The organism is Paenibacillus sp. 102 (assembly GCF_039549175.1).
GTDB lineage: Bacteria > Bacillota > Bacilli > Bacillales > Bacillaceae_G > Bacillus_A.
In genome coordinates, this window is the sequence record NZ_JBCGHT010000018.1 from 64,391 (window position 1) to 79,266 (window position 14,876).

Annotated in this window: 17 protein-coding genes and 1 riboswitch; of the genes, 13 read left to right on the plus strand and 4 right to left on the minus strand. The window is 35.1% G+C overall.

Annotated features, from left to right (window positions below):
• Nucleotides 1-15: 15 nt before the first annotated feature.
• Together AAIE21_RS24600 and AAIE21_RS24605 are read left to right on the plus strand one after the other, a co-directional pair.
• Nucleotides 16-705 (plus strand): response regulator transcription factor, encoded by a 690-nt coding sequence (locus tag AAIE21_RS24600; RefSeq protein ID WP_343269166.1) that lies wholly within the window; start codon nt 16-18, stop codon nt 703-705.
• Complete coding sequence (locus tag AAIE21_RS24605) at nt 702-2,498, plus strand: sensor histidine kinase (RefSeq protein ID WP_343269167.1); 1,797 nt, start codon at nt 702-704, stop codon at nt 2,496-2,498. Before AAIE21_RS24600 ends, AAIE21_RS24605 begins: the two co-directional genes overlap by 4 nt.
• 230 nt (nt 2,499-2,728) lie before the next feature.
• Here AAIE21_RS24605 and thiT read toward each other — a convergent pair whose 3' ends face one another.
• A complete protein-coding gene (thiT, locus tag AAIE21_RS24610; protein ID WP_343269168.1) occupies nt 2,729-3,331 on the minus strand; it encodes an energy-coupled thiamine transporter ThiT in 603 nt (200 codons plus the stop codon).
• Between the two features lie 95 nt (nt 3,332-3,426).
• Nucleotides 3,427-3,528: riboswitch (TPP riboswitch) on the minus strand.
• A gap of 361 nt (nt 3,529-3,889) precedes the next feature.
• On the opposite strand from thiT, the gene AAIE21_RS24615 reads away from it, so the two are divergent.
• From AAIE21_RS24615 to AAIE21_RS24625, 3 genes are read left to right on the plus strand one after another with little or no spacing between them, the layout of a single operon-like run.
• Nucleotides 3,890-4,117 (plus strand): FeoA family protein, encoded by a 228-nt coding sequence (locus AAIE21_RS24615; RefSeq protein ID WP_343269169.1) that lies wholly within the window; start codon nt 3,890-3,892, stop codon nt 4,115-4,117.
• A complete protein-coding gene (feoB, locus tag AAIE21_RS24620) occupies nt 4,114-6,102 on the plus strand; it encodes a ferrous iron transport protein B (RefSeq protein ID WP_343269170.1) in 1,989 nt (662 codons plus the stop codon). Before AAIE21_RS24615 ends, feoB begins: the two co-directional genes overlap by 4 nt.
• A 16-nt stretch (nt 6,103-6,118) precedes the next feature.
• Nucleotides 6,119-6,286 carry a FeoB-associated Cys-rich membrane protein gene (locus tag AAIE21_RS24625; protein ID WP_336450567.1) on the plus strand — a complete coding sequence of 56 codons (168 nt, stop codon included), beginning with the start codon at nt 6,119-6,121 and terminating at the stop codon, nt 6,284-6,286.
• A 40-nt stretch (nt 6,287-6,326) separates the two neighbouring features.
• On the opposite strand, the gene AAIE21_RS24630 is transcribed toward AAIE21_RS24625, so the two are convergent.
• Nucleotides 6,327-6,902, minus strand: a complete 576-nt coding sequence (locus tag AAIE21_RS24630) for a lipoprotein BA_5634 family protein (RefSeq protein ID WP_343269171.1) — start codon at nt 6,900-6,902, stop codon at nt 6,327-6,329.
• A gap of 411 nt (nt 6,903-7,313) precedes the next feature.
• Here AAIE21_RS24630 and AAIE21_RS24635 point away from each other — a divergent pair, with 411 nt between their 5' ends.
• The 5 genes from AAIE21_RS24635 (at nt 7,314) to AAIE21_RS24655 (ending at nt 10,336) form a co-directional block, all read left to right on the plus strand.
• Nucleotides 7,314-7,979 (plus strand): PspA/IM30 family protein, encoded by a 666-nt coding sequence (locus AAIE21_RS24635; protein ID WP_343269172.1) that lies wholly within the window; start codon nt 7,314-7,316, stop codon nt 7,977-7,979.
• Nucleotides 7,980-8,245: 266 nt separating this feature from the next.
• Nucleotides 8,246-8,650, plus strand: coding sequence for a DUF350 domain-containing protein (locus AAIE21_RS24640; protein WP_343269173.1), 405 nt, complete (start codon nt 8,246-8,248; stop codon nt 8,648-8,650).
• 21 nt (nt 8,651-8,671) lie between these two features.
• On the plus strand, nt 8,672-9,178 hold the full coding sequence (locus AAIE21_RS24645) for a DUF4178 domain-containing protein (RefSeq protein ID WP_343269174.1): 507 nt from the start codon (nt 8,672-8,674) through the stop codon (nt 9,176-9,178).
• Between the two features lie 12 nt (nt 9,179-9,190).
• A complete protein-coding gene (locus tag AAIE21_RS24650) occupies nt 9,191-10,000 on the plus strand; it encodes a DUF4247 domain-containing protein (protein ID WP_343269175.1) in 810 nt (269 codons plus the stop codon).
• A gap of 102 nt (nt 10,001-10,102) precedes the next feature.
• Nucleotides 10,103-10,336 carry a hypothetical protein gene (locus tag AAIE21_RS24655; RefSeq protein ID WP_343269176.1) on the plus strand — a complete coding sequence of 78 codons (234 nt, stop codon included), beginning with the start codon at nt 10,103-10,105 and terminating at the stop codon, nt 10,334-10,336.
• Nucleotides 10,337-10,387: 51 nt separating this feature from the next.
• Here AAIE21_RS24655 and AAIE21_RS24660 read toward each other — a convergent pair whose 3' ends face one another.
• Nucleotides 10,388-11,542, minus strand: a complete 1,155-nt coding sequence (locus tag AAIE21_RS24660) for an MFS transporter (protein ID WP_343269177.1) — start codon at nt 11,540-11,542, stop codon at nt 10,388-10,390.
• A gap of 99 nt (nt 11,543-11,641) precedes the next feature.
• Here AAIE21_RS24660 and AAIE21_RS24665 point away from each other — a divergent pair, with 99 nt between their 5' ends.
• Both AAIE21_RS24665 and AAIE21_RS24670 read left to right on the plus strand, forming a co-directional pair.
• Nucleotides 11,642-12,505 carry a LysR family transcriptional regulator gene (locus AAIE21_RS24665; protein WP_343269178.1) on the plus strand — a complete coding sequence of 288 codons (864 nt, stop codon included), beginning with the start codon at nt 11,642-11,644 and terminating at the stop codon, nt 12,503-12,505.
• 42 nt (nt 12,506-12,547) lie between these two features.
• A complete protein-coding gene (locus AAIE21_RS24670) occupies nt 12,548-13,090 on the plus strand; it encodes a DUF2199 domain-containing protein (protein ID WP_343269179.1) in 543 nt (180 codons plus the stop codon).
• Nucleotides 13,091-13,202: 112 nt separating this feature from the next.
• Here AAIE21_RS24670 and AAIE21_RS24675 read toward each other — a convergent pair whose 3' ends face one another.
• Complete coding sequence (locus AAIE21_RS24675) at nt 13,203-14,231, minus strand: YdcF family protein (protein ID WP_343269180.1); 1,029 nt, start codon at nt 14,229-14,231, stop codon at nt 13,203-13,205.
• Between the two features lie 275 nt (nt 14,232-14,506).
• On the opposite strand from AAIE21_RS24675, the gene AAIE21_RS24680 reads away from it, so the two are divergent.
• Nucleotides 14,507-14,722 carry a spore germination protein gene (locus tag AAIE21_RS24680; protein ID WP_343269181.1) on the plus strand — a complete coding sequence of 72 codons (216 nt, stop codon included), beginning with the start codon at nt 14,507-14,509 and terminating at the stop codon, nt 14,720-14,722.
• Nucleotides 14,723-14,876 lie beyond the last annotated feature (154 nt).

Here is a 14,876-nt window from a genome sequence, read left to right on the forward strand (position 1 = left end):
AAGGGGAAAGGGCACATGACAAAAACAATTTTAATTGTTGAAGATGAAGATATTTTACGCGAAATTTTGAAAGATTATTTTTTAAATGAGTACTATAAAGTACTGGAAGCAAGAGATGGGAAAGAAGCTTTATCTTTGTTTGAAGAAGAAGAAGTTCATTTAGTAATCCTTGATATTATGTTACCAGAATTAGATGGTTGGTCTGTGTGCCGAAGAATCCGTAAAACGTCTCAAGTGCCGATTATTATGCTCACGGCACGTGTAGATGAAGATGATACGTTACTTGGGTTTGAGCTCGGAGCAGACGATTATGTAACAAAACCATATAGTCCTCCAATTTTATTGGCAAGGGCGAAGCGATTACTGGAAAGTAAAATGGCTATAAATAAGTCTTCAGAGAATAAAAATGATACATTATCTATTCATGGAATTTGTGTTCACTTTCCATCGCGTATTGTGACCATTGATGGGATAGATATTAATTTAACACATACAGAGTTTGAGATATTGACGTATTTCATGCAGAATCAGGGGATTGTTCTGACAAGAGAGCAATTAATTACAAAGATTTGGGGATATGAATTTGCTGGTGATGATCGCACAGTAAATAGCCATATTCGTAATTTGCGAAATAAATTAGGGGATAAAGCAAAATATATTACGACTGTTGTTCGAATGGGCTATAAATTTGAGGGGAATGTATGAGAAAAGGAATTGTATTAAAATTATTTATCCTTACAGTGGCCTTATGTATGCTAATTTTAGCAACGATTTTTATTGGACAAACAATATTTTTTAAACAATATTATGCCAACAGAAAAGTAAATGATATTCAAACAAATATAGACTCTTTTGAGAAAGGGTATTTAAATAGTAGTGATAGTATAGAAGCAATTCAAAAGCTGGAACAAGACTTTTATCGAGATAATAATACGTGGATTACAACACTAGATCGGTATGGAAACTTAAAGCATGCAGAGGACTTTAAGCTAGAAGTAAAGTTAGATCAGCTATCTCAGAAGGGGTTTGGAAAAGCAAATATTACAGTTCCTTTGTATAATCTTATCGGGATAGAAGAGATTGAAAATGAAACATTACCGAGCTTCTCCGGAGTACAAGTTTCAGTTTATGGAATAAGTAGAGAGTCTATATTTGTTCCGGCTAATCTATACAAAGGAAATCTAAGTTGGTCTAACAAGATATTAGATAAGAAAATAAATGAAATGAATATGCAATTAAAAGGGGAAAAGAAAAGTGCTGCTGAATCTCCTAGTATCGGTTTTAGGGGAATGGTTACAAATATTCAACTCCCTGATGGAAAAGGACAGTCAAATCCGATTTATAAAAACACTTTATTTTTGGATAGTATAAAAGAATTTCAAAAAGATTTACTGTTAAGTGGAGATAAAGATATTAATAAAGCGTTACGAACAATTGACTATGAAAAAAATGATATAAAATATAAATTATTAATCAAACCGATAAAAGAAAAGGATGGCTCTTTAACATATATATTCGCCATGGCGTCCTTGCAGCCTGTGGATGAAGCGGTACAAATGGTAAAGGATTATTATGTATATATTATTGCATTTGTATTAGTACTCACCTTATTGGCATCTTTTTATTACTCAAAACAAATTGCCAAACCGCTATTACGAATAAATGACACAACCAAGAAAATTGCCAATCTAGATTTCACGGAAAGAATTCTAATTACTTCAAAAGATGAGATTGGCGATTTATCTAACAACATTAATATATTATCTAATACATTGCACACACATATTGAACAATTAGAACAAGATATTGAAAAAGAAAGAAAGCTAGAAAATACGAGAAAAGAATTTATTTCGGGTGTCTCACATGAATTGAAAACACCGCTAAGTATTATGAAAAGCTGTATTTCGATTCTAAAAGATGGGGTAGCTGAACATAAGAAAGAGTATTACTTTCAGGCAATGGAAAAAGAAGTGGATAAGATGGACATGCTAATTTTGGATATGCTAGAGTTAGCTAAATTCGAATCTGGTACGTATAAAATGCAGATGGATACTTTTCATATTGATGAGATCATTGAGCATATATGTGGACAGCTATCATTAGAAATAGAGAAGAAACAATTTCATGTTTACAAACACATATCTCCAGCTCAAGTTGTCGCAAATCAACATCGCATTGAGCAAGTAATTGTCAACTTCATTACGAATGCAATTCGTTATACGCCGGAAAAAGAGGATATTATTATTTCAACAATAGATGAACAAAATCGAATAAAGGTTTGTATTGAAAATAAAGGTGCACATATTGAAGAAGAACAATTAGATAAAATTTGGGATCGTTTTTATCGGATTGATACGGCTCGTCAACGTTCAAAAGGTGGAACAGGACTCGGGCTTGCGATTTCAAAAAATATTTTAAAACTTCATGGCGTAGAGTATGGTGTGAATAATACGGAAGATGGTGTGCTATTTTTCTTCTATTTAGATAAAAAAGTGTAGAAAGGAATAGGAACTTCTACACTTTTTTATTGTTTTTTAACTTATCTTCATAGTATCTTTACCTTATCTTTATTTTCTACACGTATAATTTGGGTTAGAAAATAAGGTTTTGTCAGGAGTAGATTAGCCATGAATAGCAATTTACTAAGTGTAATGGTATTTATGTTCTTATGTGCATTTATCATGTTTATTATAGATATAACTCACTAAAGTAAAAATAAGAGCGCCATTTAGGCACTCTTATTTTTTGAATTCATATTATATGCACCAACGCTTTGGAATAAGCGTGGTGAAGTTGTAAATAAAAGAAGTAGTAACACTGTACATAATGCGAAAGAAGCAAGCATTGTACTACCGTTCACGATTAATGAATATAGGAAAGCGGACTGTCCTGGTGGTGCGTACTTTCCGAAGAAGATAACGCCTGCAATAAAGTGAAAGAAATAACGTGCAAAGCTACCAATGAAAGTAGCAACAATAATATAGACCATTGTTTTCTTCCCTGGATTATTTGCCATTGATTGCTGAATAGGTTGATAGAATAAACCGGCAAAGCCGACGAAAGCAAAGGCAACGAAGTACTCAATGAATGCTTGCACAGGCGTTAAAATATATGCATCGCCGACTACAATTTGCAGTAGTCCCCAAATCAAGCCTCCTAAGAAAGCCGTTTTAAATCCCCAGCGGTAAGCGATAATAAAAATAGGAATCATTGCAAATGAAACGGAACCGCCTGTTGGAAGTTTAATTGATAGTGGTAAAATGTCGATGATCAAGGCGAAGGCTGCAAGGATTGCAGATTCAATCATCGCTTGTAAATTGGTGTTACGCATGTTGTCATTCCCCCTAAATCCAAGTTGCACAAAAAAAGAATAATGTATCATAGGGAGATATGAAATACGTAAATAGAAAATGATGAGGTATATGTATTTCGGCGTTTGCACAATTCCTACGTTAGCATTAACTAACAGGTTCTAAGGGTCGGAACGTTATATTCCCTCTCAGCAACGAGGCTCCCCCTGTGATAACGAGATTCTTTGATTGTTAGATTCATTGTAATCGAAATGGATGAGAATGGCAAATGGGTGTTTACATAGATGAGAATTAAAAGAATTTTTTTAGATGGAAGAGAGAATCCGCTCATGCATAGAAGCGGTCGGATCCTTTTTTAGCCCCATGCCAAGTGGAAACGAGTGGAGTTCTCTGTTTGTTTGCATAGCCATGACTTATATGCCAGCAAACTAGTATGAGTTTATATAGAAAAATTATTTAAGTATAAGTGTCCCAAAATGTTAACAAATAGGAAGGGAAAGGCTATATTACTTGATTCTTAGAATGTGGTATAATTTCACTGAAAATAATTATCATTCTCTTTTTTGAGGGGGGAAATTATGAGTTTAGCTGATATTAAAATAGGTGAAAAGGTATTAGTGAAAAATTTACAGACGTTAGATAAGTTGTTAAAGCGGAGATTAGCTGCTTTTGGTCTTTCTGAAGGAAGTGAACTTCGTGTAAAACAAAAAGCGATGTTCAAAGGCCCATGTACATTAGAATGCCGAGGACAATTAATTAGTATTCGTCATTGTGACGCGAAAATGATAAAGGTGGAATTAGCGTGAATACAGTTGCATTGCTAGGGAATCCGAATACAGGGAAAACATCATTATTTAATGCGTTAACTGGTTCTTATGAATATGTAGGAAACTGGAGCGGGGTAACGGTAGAAAAAAAGGTTGGTAAGTTAAAGAATAAGCAAGGGACATTAATTGATTTACCAGGTGTATATGATTTAAATCCTGTCTCTCGTGATGAAGGTGTCGTTACAAACTTTCTATTAACAGAAGAATTTCAACATATGCTGAATATTGTTGACTCTTCTCAATTCGAGCGTAATATGCATTTAACGTTGCAACTACTGGAATTTGGTAAGCCAGTTTCAATTGGGTTAAATATGATCGATGTTGCAAAGCAACGCGGAATTGTTATTGATGTAAAAAGATTATCAGAAATATTAGGAGTAACGGTCGTTCCTGTTGTTGCGAGAAGTGGGAAAGGTTGTGAAGAATTACTTGCTGCTCTTCATGAGAGTGAGAAGAAAGAGAAAAAGCCGTTCATTCTTTCATATGGTAAACAAGTAGATGCAGGAATTGCAGAGCTTATGGATCTTTTAACTAAGGCAAATTATGAACATCCAAGATGGCTTACACTTCAGTTTTTAAGCAATAACGAAGTAGTAGAACGAGAAGTAAATGGATTACCGATTTATAAGGAACTCGTAGCAATTCGCTCTCATTTAGAAGCAGAACTTGAAGGGACGTTAGAACAGCATATTTATAGGACACGTACAGCGTATATTGAAAAGTTAAAAACAAATGTCATTCAGCATGAAAAAGAAGGTAAGATTCCTTTTTCAGAAAAAATCGATCAGTTAATTACACATAAGATTTTAGGACTTCCCATCTTTTTAGCAGTTATGTTTTTTATTTTTCAGGTTACGTTTACGTGGATTGGGACGCCTTTGTCGGATATGCTTGATGAATTTCTTGGTGGACAATTTACAGATTGGGTTACAGCAGGACTTGTAAGTATTGGAGCTTCTGAGTTTATTCAGGCGCTTATTACAGAAGGTATTATTGCCGGTGTTGGTGCTGTATTAGTATTCGTTCCACAAATTTTTGCCTTGTTCTTCTTTATTTCATTATTAGAAGACTCAGGTTATATGGCACGAATTGCAGTTGTGATGGACCGGATTATGGAATTCTTCGGTTTAAACGGGAAGGCGTTTATTCCAATGATTATCGGTTTTGGTTGTAATGTACCAGGCATTATGGCAGCAAGAACAATTGAACAAGAAAAAGAGAGGCTGCTTACAGTTTTAGTAACACCATTTATGTCTTGTTCAGCACGGTTACCTGTGTATGCATTATTTGCGGGAGTCTTTTTTCCGAATAGCCAAGCGACTGTCGTGTTCTCTTTATACATTGCAGGTATTGTACTTGCGCTATTAGTTACAAAGGTAATGTCTATGACGGTTTTAAAAGAAGAAAAGTCTATTTTTGTTATTGAACTTCCGCCTTATCGTATGCCACAAGCAAAAACATTATGGCTGAGTACGTGGGAAAAAGGAAAAGGATTTGTTCGTAAAGCTGGTACATTTATTTTTGGTGGATCTGTTGTCATTTGGTTACTCAACTATGCTGGTCCATCTGGGTTTGGCGTAGATATGGGAGATAGTTTCTTAGCGATGATTGGTGGGTTCGTGGCACCAATTTTAGCACCGCTCGGTTTTGGAACATGGCAAGCGGCAGCATCGCTTTTAACAGGATTTTTAGCAAAAGAAGTTGTTGTTTCTACAATGGCAATTATTTATACGGTAAAAGAAGATGTGTTAGGAAATGTAATGGGGGCGCACTATACTGCGTTATCAGCATATGCGTTTATGTTTTTCATTTTATTATACGTTCCATGTTTAGCAACAGTAGCTGTGATTCGCCGTGAAACAGGCTCTATAAAATGGACAATTTTTTCTGTTGTTTATCCACTTATTGTTGCTTATGTATTAACGCTCATTATATACCAAGTCGGATCCTTACTCGGATTCTAGAAGGAGATGTATCATAATGATAGTCAATATTGTTATTGGAGCTGTCATTTTTGGGTATGCAGGATATACATTATTCAATTTTGTGAAGAGAAGTAAAAAAGGGAAATGTGCAGCATGTTCCTTAAATAAATCATGTCAGTCAAAGAGTTGTAGCCCCGATATGGAGCAAGTCGTGAATAAATAGAAAAAAGCTTTGCGAATTTCGCAAAGCTTTTTTCTATTTATTACTTTTTAATTTTAACAAGTTGTGATGCTTCTACTTCTTTATTGCCAGGTAATTCTTTGCTAGGGTCCTTATCGAATTTCAGTACACCTACAGATTTTTCTTCGCCCTTCACGTTACCATATGCAGCATCATCTACGATGGCAAACATATCTGCATAGCTGCGACCATCACCGATGATTGTGTTACCTTCATATTTTAATTTCGCTCCATCAATTGTCGCATTCTCTACTTTTTCTTTCGCAAATAATACACCTTGATCCGCTGTTACTGCTGGCAGTTTATCGATTGCTTTTGTATCTTCTTTTTCTACTTTCTTGATAAGTTCTTTTTTCACTAGTTCTTCACCAGTCTTTTTGTCCATTACAAGTACTTTCTTATCTTCTAATGTTGCAAGCTTCATTTTATATACATTTTTTTCTTTTACATCTGCTTTGTTCTTATCTGCTATTTGCTCGACTTGTTGTTCCGTTCCGTATAATACTAAGCCATTTGCTTTCTCTCCAAGTAGTGAACAACCCGATAATGCTCCGAATGAAATTGCTGCTGCTAACCCGATTCCTACTAATTTTTTCATTTTCTTGTCTCCTTTTTCTATACGTTATAGTAAATACAAATGTATTGTTTTTAAATTTAGAGAAGCAAAATTGTTTTTTTGTTTCATCTTGCTTCTGATTTCATTTTATAAGAATAACGTTTTTCTAACTATCGAGTTAGCTTACAGTAACATTACAATTGTGTAATGTATTGAAAAGAGCTGAAAATATGATGGAAAGGAGAGAATATATAGATGAAAGTTATGGTGTTGGGTACATATTGCAATAACAATGTCAGATTATAGCGTGTATATTTGGTAAATAACATGTAAGGACATCTTAGTTTTGATATAATGTACACGTAGGCTTTGAAAATGAATATTCTTACTGTAAAGGAAAGTTTTTACGGAAAGTAAATTTGAAATATAAGGTAATCCATAGGAGGAATTGAAATGTCTGTTTTTAAACGATTAAGAGACGTAACAATGTCAAATGTGTATGCATTAATTGAGAAAGCTGAAGATCCAGTTAAGATGACGGATCAATATTTACGCGATATGCAACAAGATGTACAAGAAGCTGAGAAGAGTGTAGCAGCTCAAATCGCGCTTGAGAAAAAGTTTAAATTATTATTTGAAGAGCAAGAAGCACTTGTGAAAAAACGTGAAGAACAAGCACATATGGCTGTTCAAGCAAATAACCTTGATCTTGCGCGCCGTGCTTTAGAAGAAAAGCAAAAGGCAGAGCAAAAGATGAATGAATATAAAGCGAGCTACGAACAAAATAAAGCAGCTGCTGATAACTTACGTGCGAAGTTAGAAGAAATGCGTAAACAATTAACAGAACTAAAAAATAAACGTGAAACACTTGTAGCACGTGTAAATGCTGCGAAAGCGCAAAAGAACATTAATCAAGCAATGTCTGGATTCGATGCCAATACTGCAAAAGCAGGCCTGAGCCGTATGGAAGAAAAAGCTCTTCAATTAGAAGCTGAAGCAGAGGCGAGCGGTGAAATTTACAAAAAAGAAAAGTCGTTAGATGAGGAATTTGCGGCTTTAAATAAAAATTCAGCTGTGGATGATGAATTGGCACGTATTATGAAGCAGTATGAGAAATAATAATATATAAATGCGAGACCTGAAAACACTTTCTTTTTTGGGGCGGGAGAGAGCGTCCGCCCATGCGTAGGAGCGGTCAGAGCCTTTTTGGATCCCATGCGGTGTGAGAACAGAAATAGGAAAAGAGAGGAAGTCTGTTTTTGTTTTCAAGGCCGTGGTTTAGATGCGGGGAATCAAAACAGATATATAGTAGATAAAGAAACCGGCATGTCATGGAAAGCAATCATGTCGGTTTTCTTATTATTTTTCTAAAAGGAGGCTTTTGTATGACATGGATGAATGTGTTAGCCATGCTCGTATGGACAGGAGCAAGTGCTGTTCTTTTATTTGCGCTTATGTGGGTTGATTCTATTTTTACAAAATACAATGATTTAGCAGAAATAAAACAAGGAAATATGGCAGTTACAACACGCTTTATTATGAAGTTATTTGCGCAAGGATATATTTTGTCACAATCAATTACGAAAGCAAATGATTTATGGCAGGCGCTTCTTGCATCGGCAGTTTCATTCGTTATTTTATTAGTTGTAGAAATGTTTATTGAATTCATTTTGAAAAAAGTAGTTGGTTTAGATTTAGAAGAGGGAACGAAGCAAGGGCATGTCGCACATGCTTTATTAGCTGGTTCGTTACATATTGTTGGAGCCCTCATTTTAGCAGCTTGTCTATAACGAGAAAAGGAGGGGAAAATCATGAGTTTATTTAAACGTATTAAAAATATAATGAAAAGTCCAGAGCCTGTGAAACCAGAGAAATCGTTACTCACGTTAGCACCTGGCGATATGATTGAAGTTTCATTAGTGATGTATGAATTGATCGGAAAAACAAGCATGCATTCTCGTAATGAAATCGTCTTAACATTACAGGACGGGAAAACAATTCGCTATTTAAAAATTGAAAATCGTGAAAGTACGTATTATAAGTTGTATACACCAATTGATGGTCGGTTAGATTCCATAGATGAGATTCCAACAACGATTGAAATGGATGATATAGATTACCACATGGAAGAACAATACAATGGACGCGTTGTTGTAATGGGGAAAACGCCGTTTGCAGCATCGGATGAACAACACGTGTGGGAGTTTCAATCTGATAACCGGAAGCTTCTACGCATCGAATGGCAAGATGGTCGTACAATGATGTATGAGGGAGAATCGATTCTTCCTGCTGATGTACAAATTATAAGGGCAACGTAAGGGGGCGTAATCATGTCAAACCGATTGTTTACCATGATTAAATCGTTCGTAATCCCTATACTTGCCATCGTTACATTACTTGTAATTGCTGGTTATGCCTTATCGGGGTGTCAAAGTGAAAAATCGATTCAAGATCGTTATCCACTAGAATCCGTCGCAAAAGATGGTAAGCAAGAATCGTATGTGTATAGGGCCGCTAATCGGTCAGTTCCTCAGGTTGCAAAGGAACTGATTGATGAGAAAGAGCCGAAGCAAGTATCTAAAGATGATGAAAATCAGATGTTCCTTGTCTATTCTGATAAGTTATATAATCTTCAGAAGGATAAAGAAAAACCGTCTGATACATTAGTTGAAATTAGTAATAAAGAATATGTTCGCCAAAATTATCAACCATCGTTTTTACAAAGCTATATTATGGCGAGTATATTAAGTGATATATTTGATTCTCGTAAATCGTATCATGGTGATTACCGTGGATATACAGATCGAAAAAATCATAAACCGGTTACTCCAGACAGGCCGCCTACAAAAGAAGAGAAGAAAACACCACCACCTATTACGAAACAAGGGAAAGGCTCTATTATTAAACGAAGCGATAAGATTGAGCCGAAACCATCTGTAGGAGACAAAGGAAGCATTACAGAAAAAGGAACGAAGACGGTTCCGCCATCTACAGAGAAAAAAGGGAAAATCACAAAATCACCAAGCGGGTCTAGCGGATCTGATGTCAAACCGAAATCATCCATTAAAAGCCCGCCTAGGAATACGTCTCCCCCTAAAACACGGGTTGGTGGATCTGGGAAAATTACGAAGAGAAGATAGGGAGAAAAGACCAAGAATTGTGTTATTAACTTTTTGGTCTTTTTTATATGGGGATATTTAACTATCTGATGGTACAATTAAGATATAAAGGGGGATCTTCCAATGACTATTTATAAAAGATTTAGTTTGCTGTTATTCCTCGTTTTGTTTATTAGCTTGTTTACAAGTACAACAGTAGCTTCAAATGTTGAAATAGGATTTTTAGTGCTGGTAATTATATATATACCACTCTATCTTCTATTCTTATATATTCCCTTTCAATTTCAAGAGCGAGTACCTATATTTCACAAGTATGTGGAATGGGTAAAGTGTGGTGGGAAATGGGGAAGGGCGTAAGAGAAAAGTCCTTATCGTAGAAGATAGGGACTTTCGTTTTTGAGTCATAATTTAGTGAAGTTCACGTACTTTTATAATTTTGTTACCTATAAAAAGAATTTGCCCTCCTATAGCCAAAACTAATATACCACCTATGATATAAGGTAAAGTAACAGGCTCTATTCCTTTTTCTAGCAGCATTCCACTTGTCATTGTCCCCATAGAACCAGAGAAGTAATTAATAGAGCTAAGCAAAGCAATTGAAATGGTAGCATGATCTGGGCTGATTTCTAAGAGTGTTTTTTGCTGAGTAGCGAGTGCCGCCCATCCTGTACTTCCCCAAAGAATTAAACAGATAGCTAACAATAATGCTGTTTCGCGAAAAACCCCCATACATATAAATGAGAAAAACATGATTCCCATTAAGTACAGTAATATGATTTTTGGTTTCTTATAGAAATCCATAATAAATCCGATAATCAAACTTCCGGCAATTCCACCAATTCCCCACATCCAAATAAACACGATAGATTTTTGAAATCCATATGCAGTAATGATGGTATGTAAGTATGTGTATAAACCTAAACTACAAAAGCTTAAGATCATTGTAATAAGCATGACAAGAGAAATTTTTTTATTTTTGAACATACTTAGTCGCTCTTTTAGTGTTGGCAAAGGTCTAGATTCTATCGTAGGGAATTTAGCAAAGAGAGCAAATATCCCAATCGTACCAATGGTAACGATAAACCACATCGCTATGCGCCATTCATAAATGGAAGCAATATATATACCAAGCGGAACGCCAATTACAGTGCCAGCGCTCATTCCAAGTAAAACCGTGCTTAGTGCTCTTCCTCTTCGTCTCTCAGAAACTAATGTAACAGCAGCTGATGACGCCAATGGTGAGTATAGTCCAGCACCTATGCCGGCTAGGCCTCTAGAGATTAATAGAATCATAAAATGATGAGTTACGGCGGTCAGGAAGTTAGAGAATGTGAAAAGGAATAAAGCTGCTAATAATGTATGTTTTGTGTTTGTCTTTCTCATACATGTAGCAAATAAAGGCGCCGCAATAGCATAACAAATTGTGAAGATGCTTACCGTTTGTCCAGCAGTCCCAATTGAAACATGAAAATCATTGGCGATTTGAGGCAAGATTCCTGCCATTATATAAGCATCTACTCCTAGTGCAAACATCCCAAATGTTAATAAAAAAATTTTATTCAATGTGAGTCCTCCTTTTGATGATTTGTTCTAATTTCATCGTAACGAGTATAATGAAATTAGTGAAATTCATATTTTACATGAAAGGTATGAGTAAAATTCATGACGATAGCTAGATATGAAATTTTTCAAAAGGTAGTAGAGTTAGGTAATTTTACTAGAGCGGCAGAACAATTGAATATGACGCAATCGGCTGTTAGTCATGCGATTGCTAGTTTAGAAAAAGAATTAGGATATCCTTTGTTGCACCGGAATAAGCAATCTGAGATTAGAATGACTGAGTTTGCAAATCGTCTTTTTCCACATATTCGAAATATCTTGAAGAGCGAAGCGGCGATTAAACAAGAAGTATCTATACAAAATAAGAGGTTAGAAGGTACGCTCAAAATTGGGGCGTTTACAAGTGCAGCATCACAAATATTACCCTCTATGTTATTGCAGCTTAAAAAGAGTTATTCAGGTGTTAAAGTTTTATTATTTGAAGGCACATATGGAGAAGTAGCGGAATGGATTGAGAATGGTACAGTGGATATCGGATTTGTATTAGAATCAAATACAAAGAAACAAATAAAATCAATCCCGGTTAGCAAAGATGAAATTGTATTAGGGCTACCGAAAAATCATTTGTTGATGAATCAAAAAGTAGTGGATGTTCAGCAAATTGATGGAATGGATTTTATTATGCCAAAAGGTCCGTATCAGCCATTAGTGATACAAAATTTAGCTGATTATCAAATACGTCCAAATATTATATTAGAAGTATTAAATTGCGAAACGATTGTGAACATGGTCTCGCAAAATATTGGGATTACAATGGGGCCTGAGTTATTTTTTAAGTCACATAAAGATATTGGAATGAAAAGGTTAAAACAAAAGCAATATCGCCATATTCATTTAGCGTTTAAAGAAAGGTCACCTATCATTGATGCTTTTCTTGCATGTAATCAATTATCGATTTCTTCGTAGGAAGTGTATAGGAACAAAAAGTACATAAGGAGATGAACAAGAATGCGCAGAAGAAGAACATATGGAAGAAATAATGGAAAAGAGATGCCTCAGCAAAAACTCACATGTAATCATTTGCAATCAGAATTACCAATGTGCTATGGAAGTGATGCACCGTTTCACTATTATTCTATTTCTGAAGTTGGTAGAAAAAGGCGTTTTGAATTAAATGATGATCTTTGTATTATGGATGGAGAACATTATTTCATTCGAGGTTGTATTGAAATACCGGTGTTAGATAATAACAAAACATTCATGTGGGATGTTTGGGTGTCTTTAAGTGAAGCGAATTTTGATAGAACAATGGAGTTATGGGAAACGGAAGGAAGAGAGAAAGAAGAGCCTTATTTTGGTTGGCTTTCTACGTCACTTCCAGGTTATCCAGAAACATTAAACTTGAAGACGAACGTTCATACAAGAGCCGTTGGAGTTAGGCCTTTTATCGAATTAGAACCGACAGATCATCCTTTGGCAGTTGAACAGAGGAAAGGAATTACGTTAGAGAGAGTTAAGAAAATAAAAGAAATTGTGCTTCAGCATAGTTAAAAAGCATAAATAAAAAAGTATCCTTACGAAAGAGAAGCTTTTCTAGGCTGTAGAGAAGGTCTTCTCCACAGCAAAAAACATCTAATTTGTCATTAGATGTTTTTTATTTGCATTAACTAAATATAAAGCTAATCACTGATAAGAAAGTAACGAATCCTAAAATAACTCCTACTACCTTCATATGACGTTTACGCCCCATCATAACGATGGCAATATATTCTCGAATCATCGCATTTGGCCAGTAATAGAAAGCAGTTTTTGAGCCAATGCCTTGGCTATTTAAGCCTGCTTGCTTTGCATATAAGCCCGCGCGGAACAGGTGGAAATTGTTCGTTGTAAAGATGCTCTTGTACTTATCTTTTAATGAATCCATAATTTGTTTCGAGAAAAGCATGTTTTGGTACGTATTTATGGAACGATTTTCTTGCACTGTATGCTCGATAGGAATTCCCTTTTCAATTGCATATTTTTGCATCGCTTCCGCTTCAGGAAGATTCTCATCGGGTCCTTGTCCACCAGAGAAAATGATTGTAGGTGGAGTCGTAACAGCAGCTTGTTTCCAGTAAAAATCAATTGCTTTATTAATTCTGCTTGCTAAAAGTGGTGGCACTTTATCATTAATTAATCCACTGCCAAGCACAATAATAAAGTCCTGATTACGTCTTGGTCTGTTGAATTGATAAAGGAAATAAGCAGTTAAGAAATTTGATAAGTGTACAAAGAAATATACAGCGATAAGTGCTATCCCAGAGAAAATAGGTTGCAAATGAGATGAGAACAGGCTCGTTGGATTAATAATTGGAAGTAGTAAAAATAGTAAAATGCCGATAGCCGCTAGTAAAGTTAAGCAATTAGAAAAGCGTCGACCTTCTTTTCTCATAAGGGTTTTTGCATTGAGAAACAATCCGACCATTAAAGCAACTATACCAAACGGTAGCATCATTATAAGGGCCAGCACAGGGATAGCGATGATTAAATGCAAGTTTTCATATTTTGATTGGTAAGATGCAATTAGACAAAAAAGAAGAAACGAACAGAAAAATGCATTAAATAAAAAGCCATTTATGATTCTTCTAGGATCTTTTAAGTAGAAATAAAGAAAAATAATGAATAAGATAAGAGGAATAATTCCAAAAATCATAAATATGATACACCTCGATTTTTTGTAGATTTAAAATTTTTATTGCACTCCCTATATTACATTATTTTAAAGAGAGTGATTAAAAAATAAAGATTTAGAAATTTCTTGATAAACTATATAGACAGATATGGCAACATGTATTTAAAACGATATATTAAAAGTAGAATAGTTTAAGTTAGGAAAAGAACTTCTTCGTGTCTTTTTTGTTGTAAACATGCCATTTTTTTAGGCTCTCTTCATAAACTGAAAATAACATAAGGAAAGTGAGTGATACGATGCCTGCTGTTATTGATGGTGTAATCATACAAAATTGCAATGGAACAATTAATCTAGGGGATAAATACAATGTAAGTCCGAAAGAAGGAGACAGATCATATAACGGTTCTGGATCGTCTAATACAGGATTTTCTGTGAGAGCCTTTAATGGAATTAGTGCTACAGATGTGTGTGATAAAGATGTGAATGATCAAGGAATCCAGTTTACACTATAGGTTTGAAATGAAAAAAGACACTCGTTTTGATATTATCCCCTTAAGGTAGACAGTGTAAAAAGACCATGAATAAACATGGATGTTACACTTTTACTTGGAGGGGATTTTATTATGGTTAAAAAAGGGGATAAATTTCAAACTTATTCAGATGAAT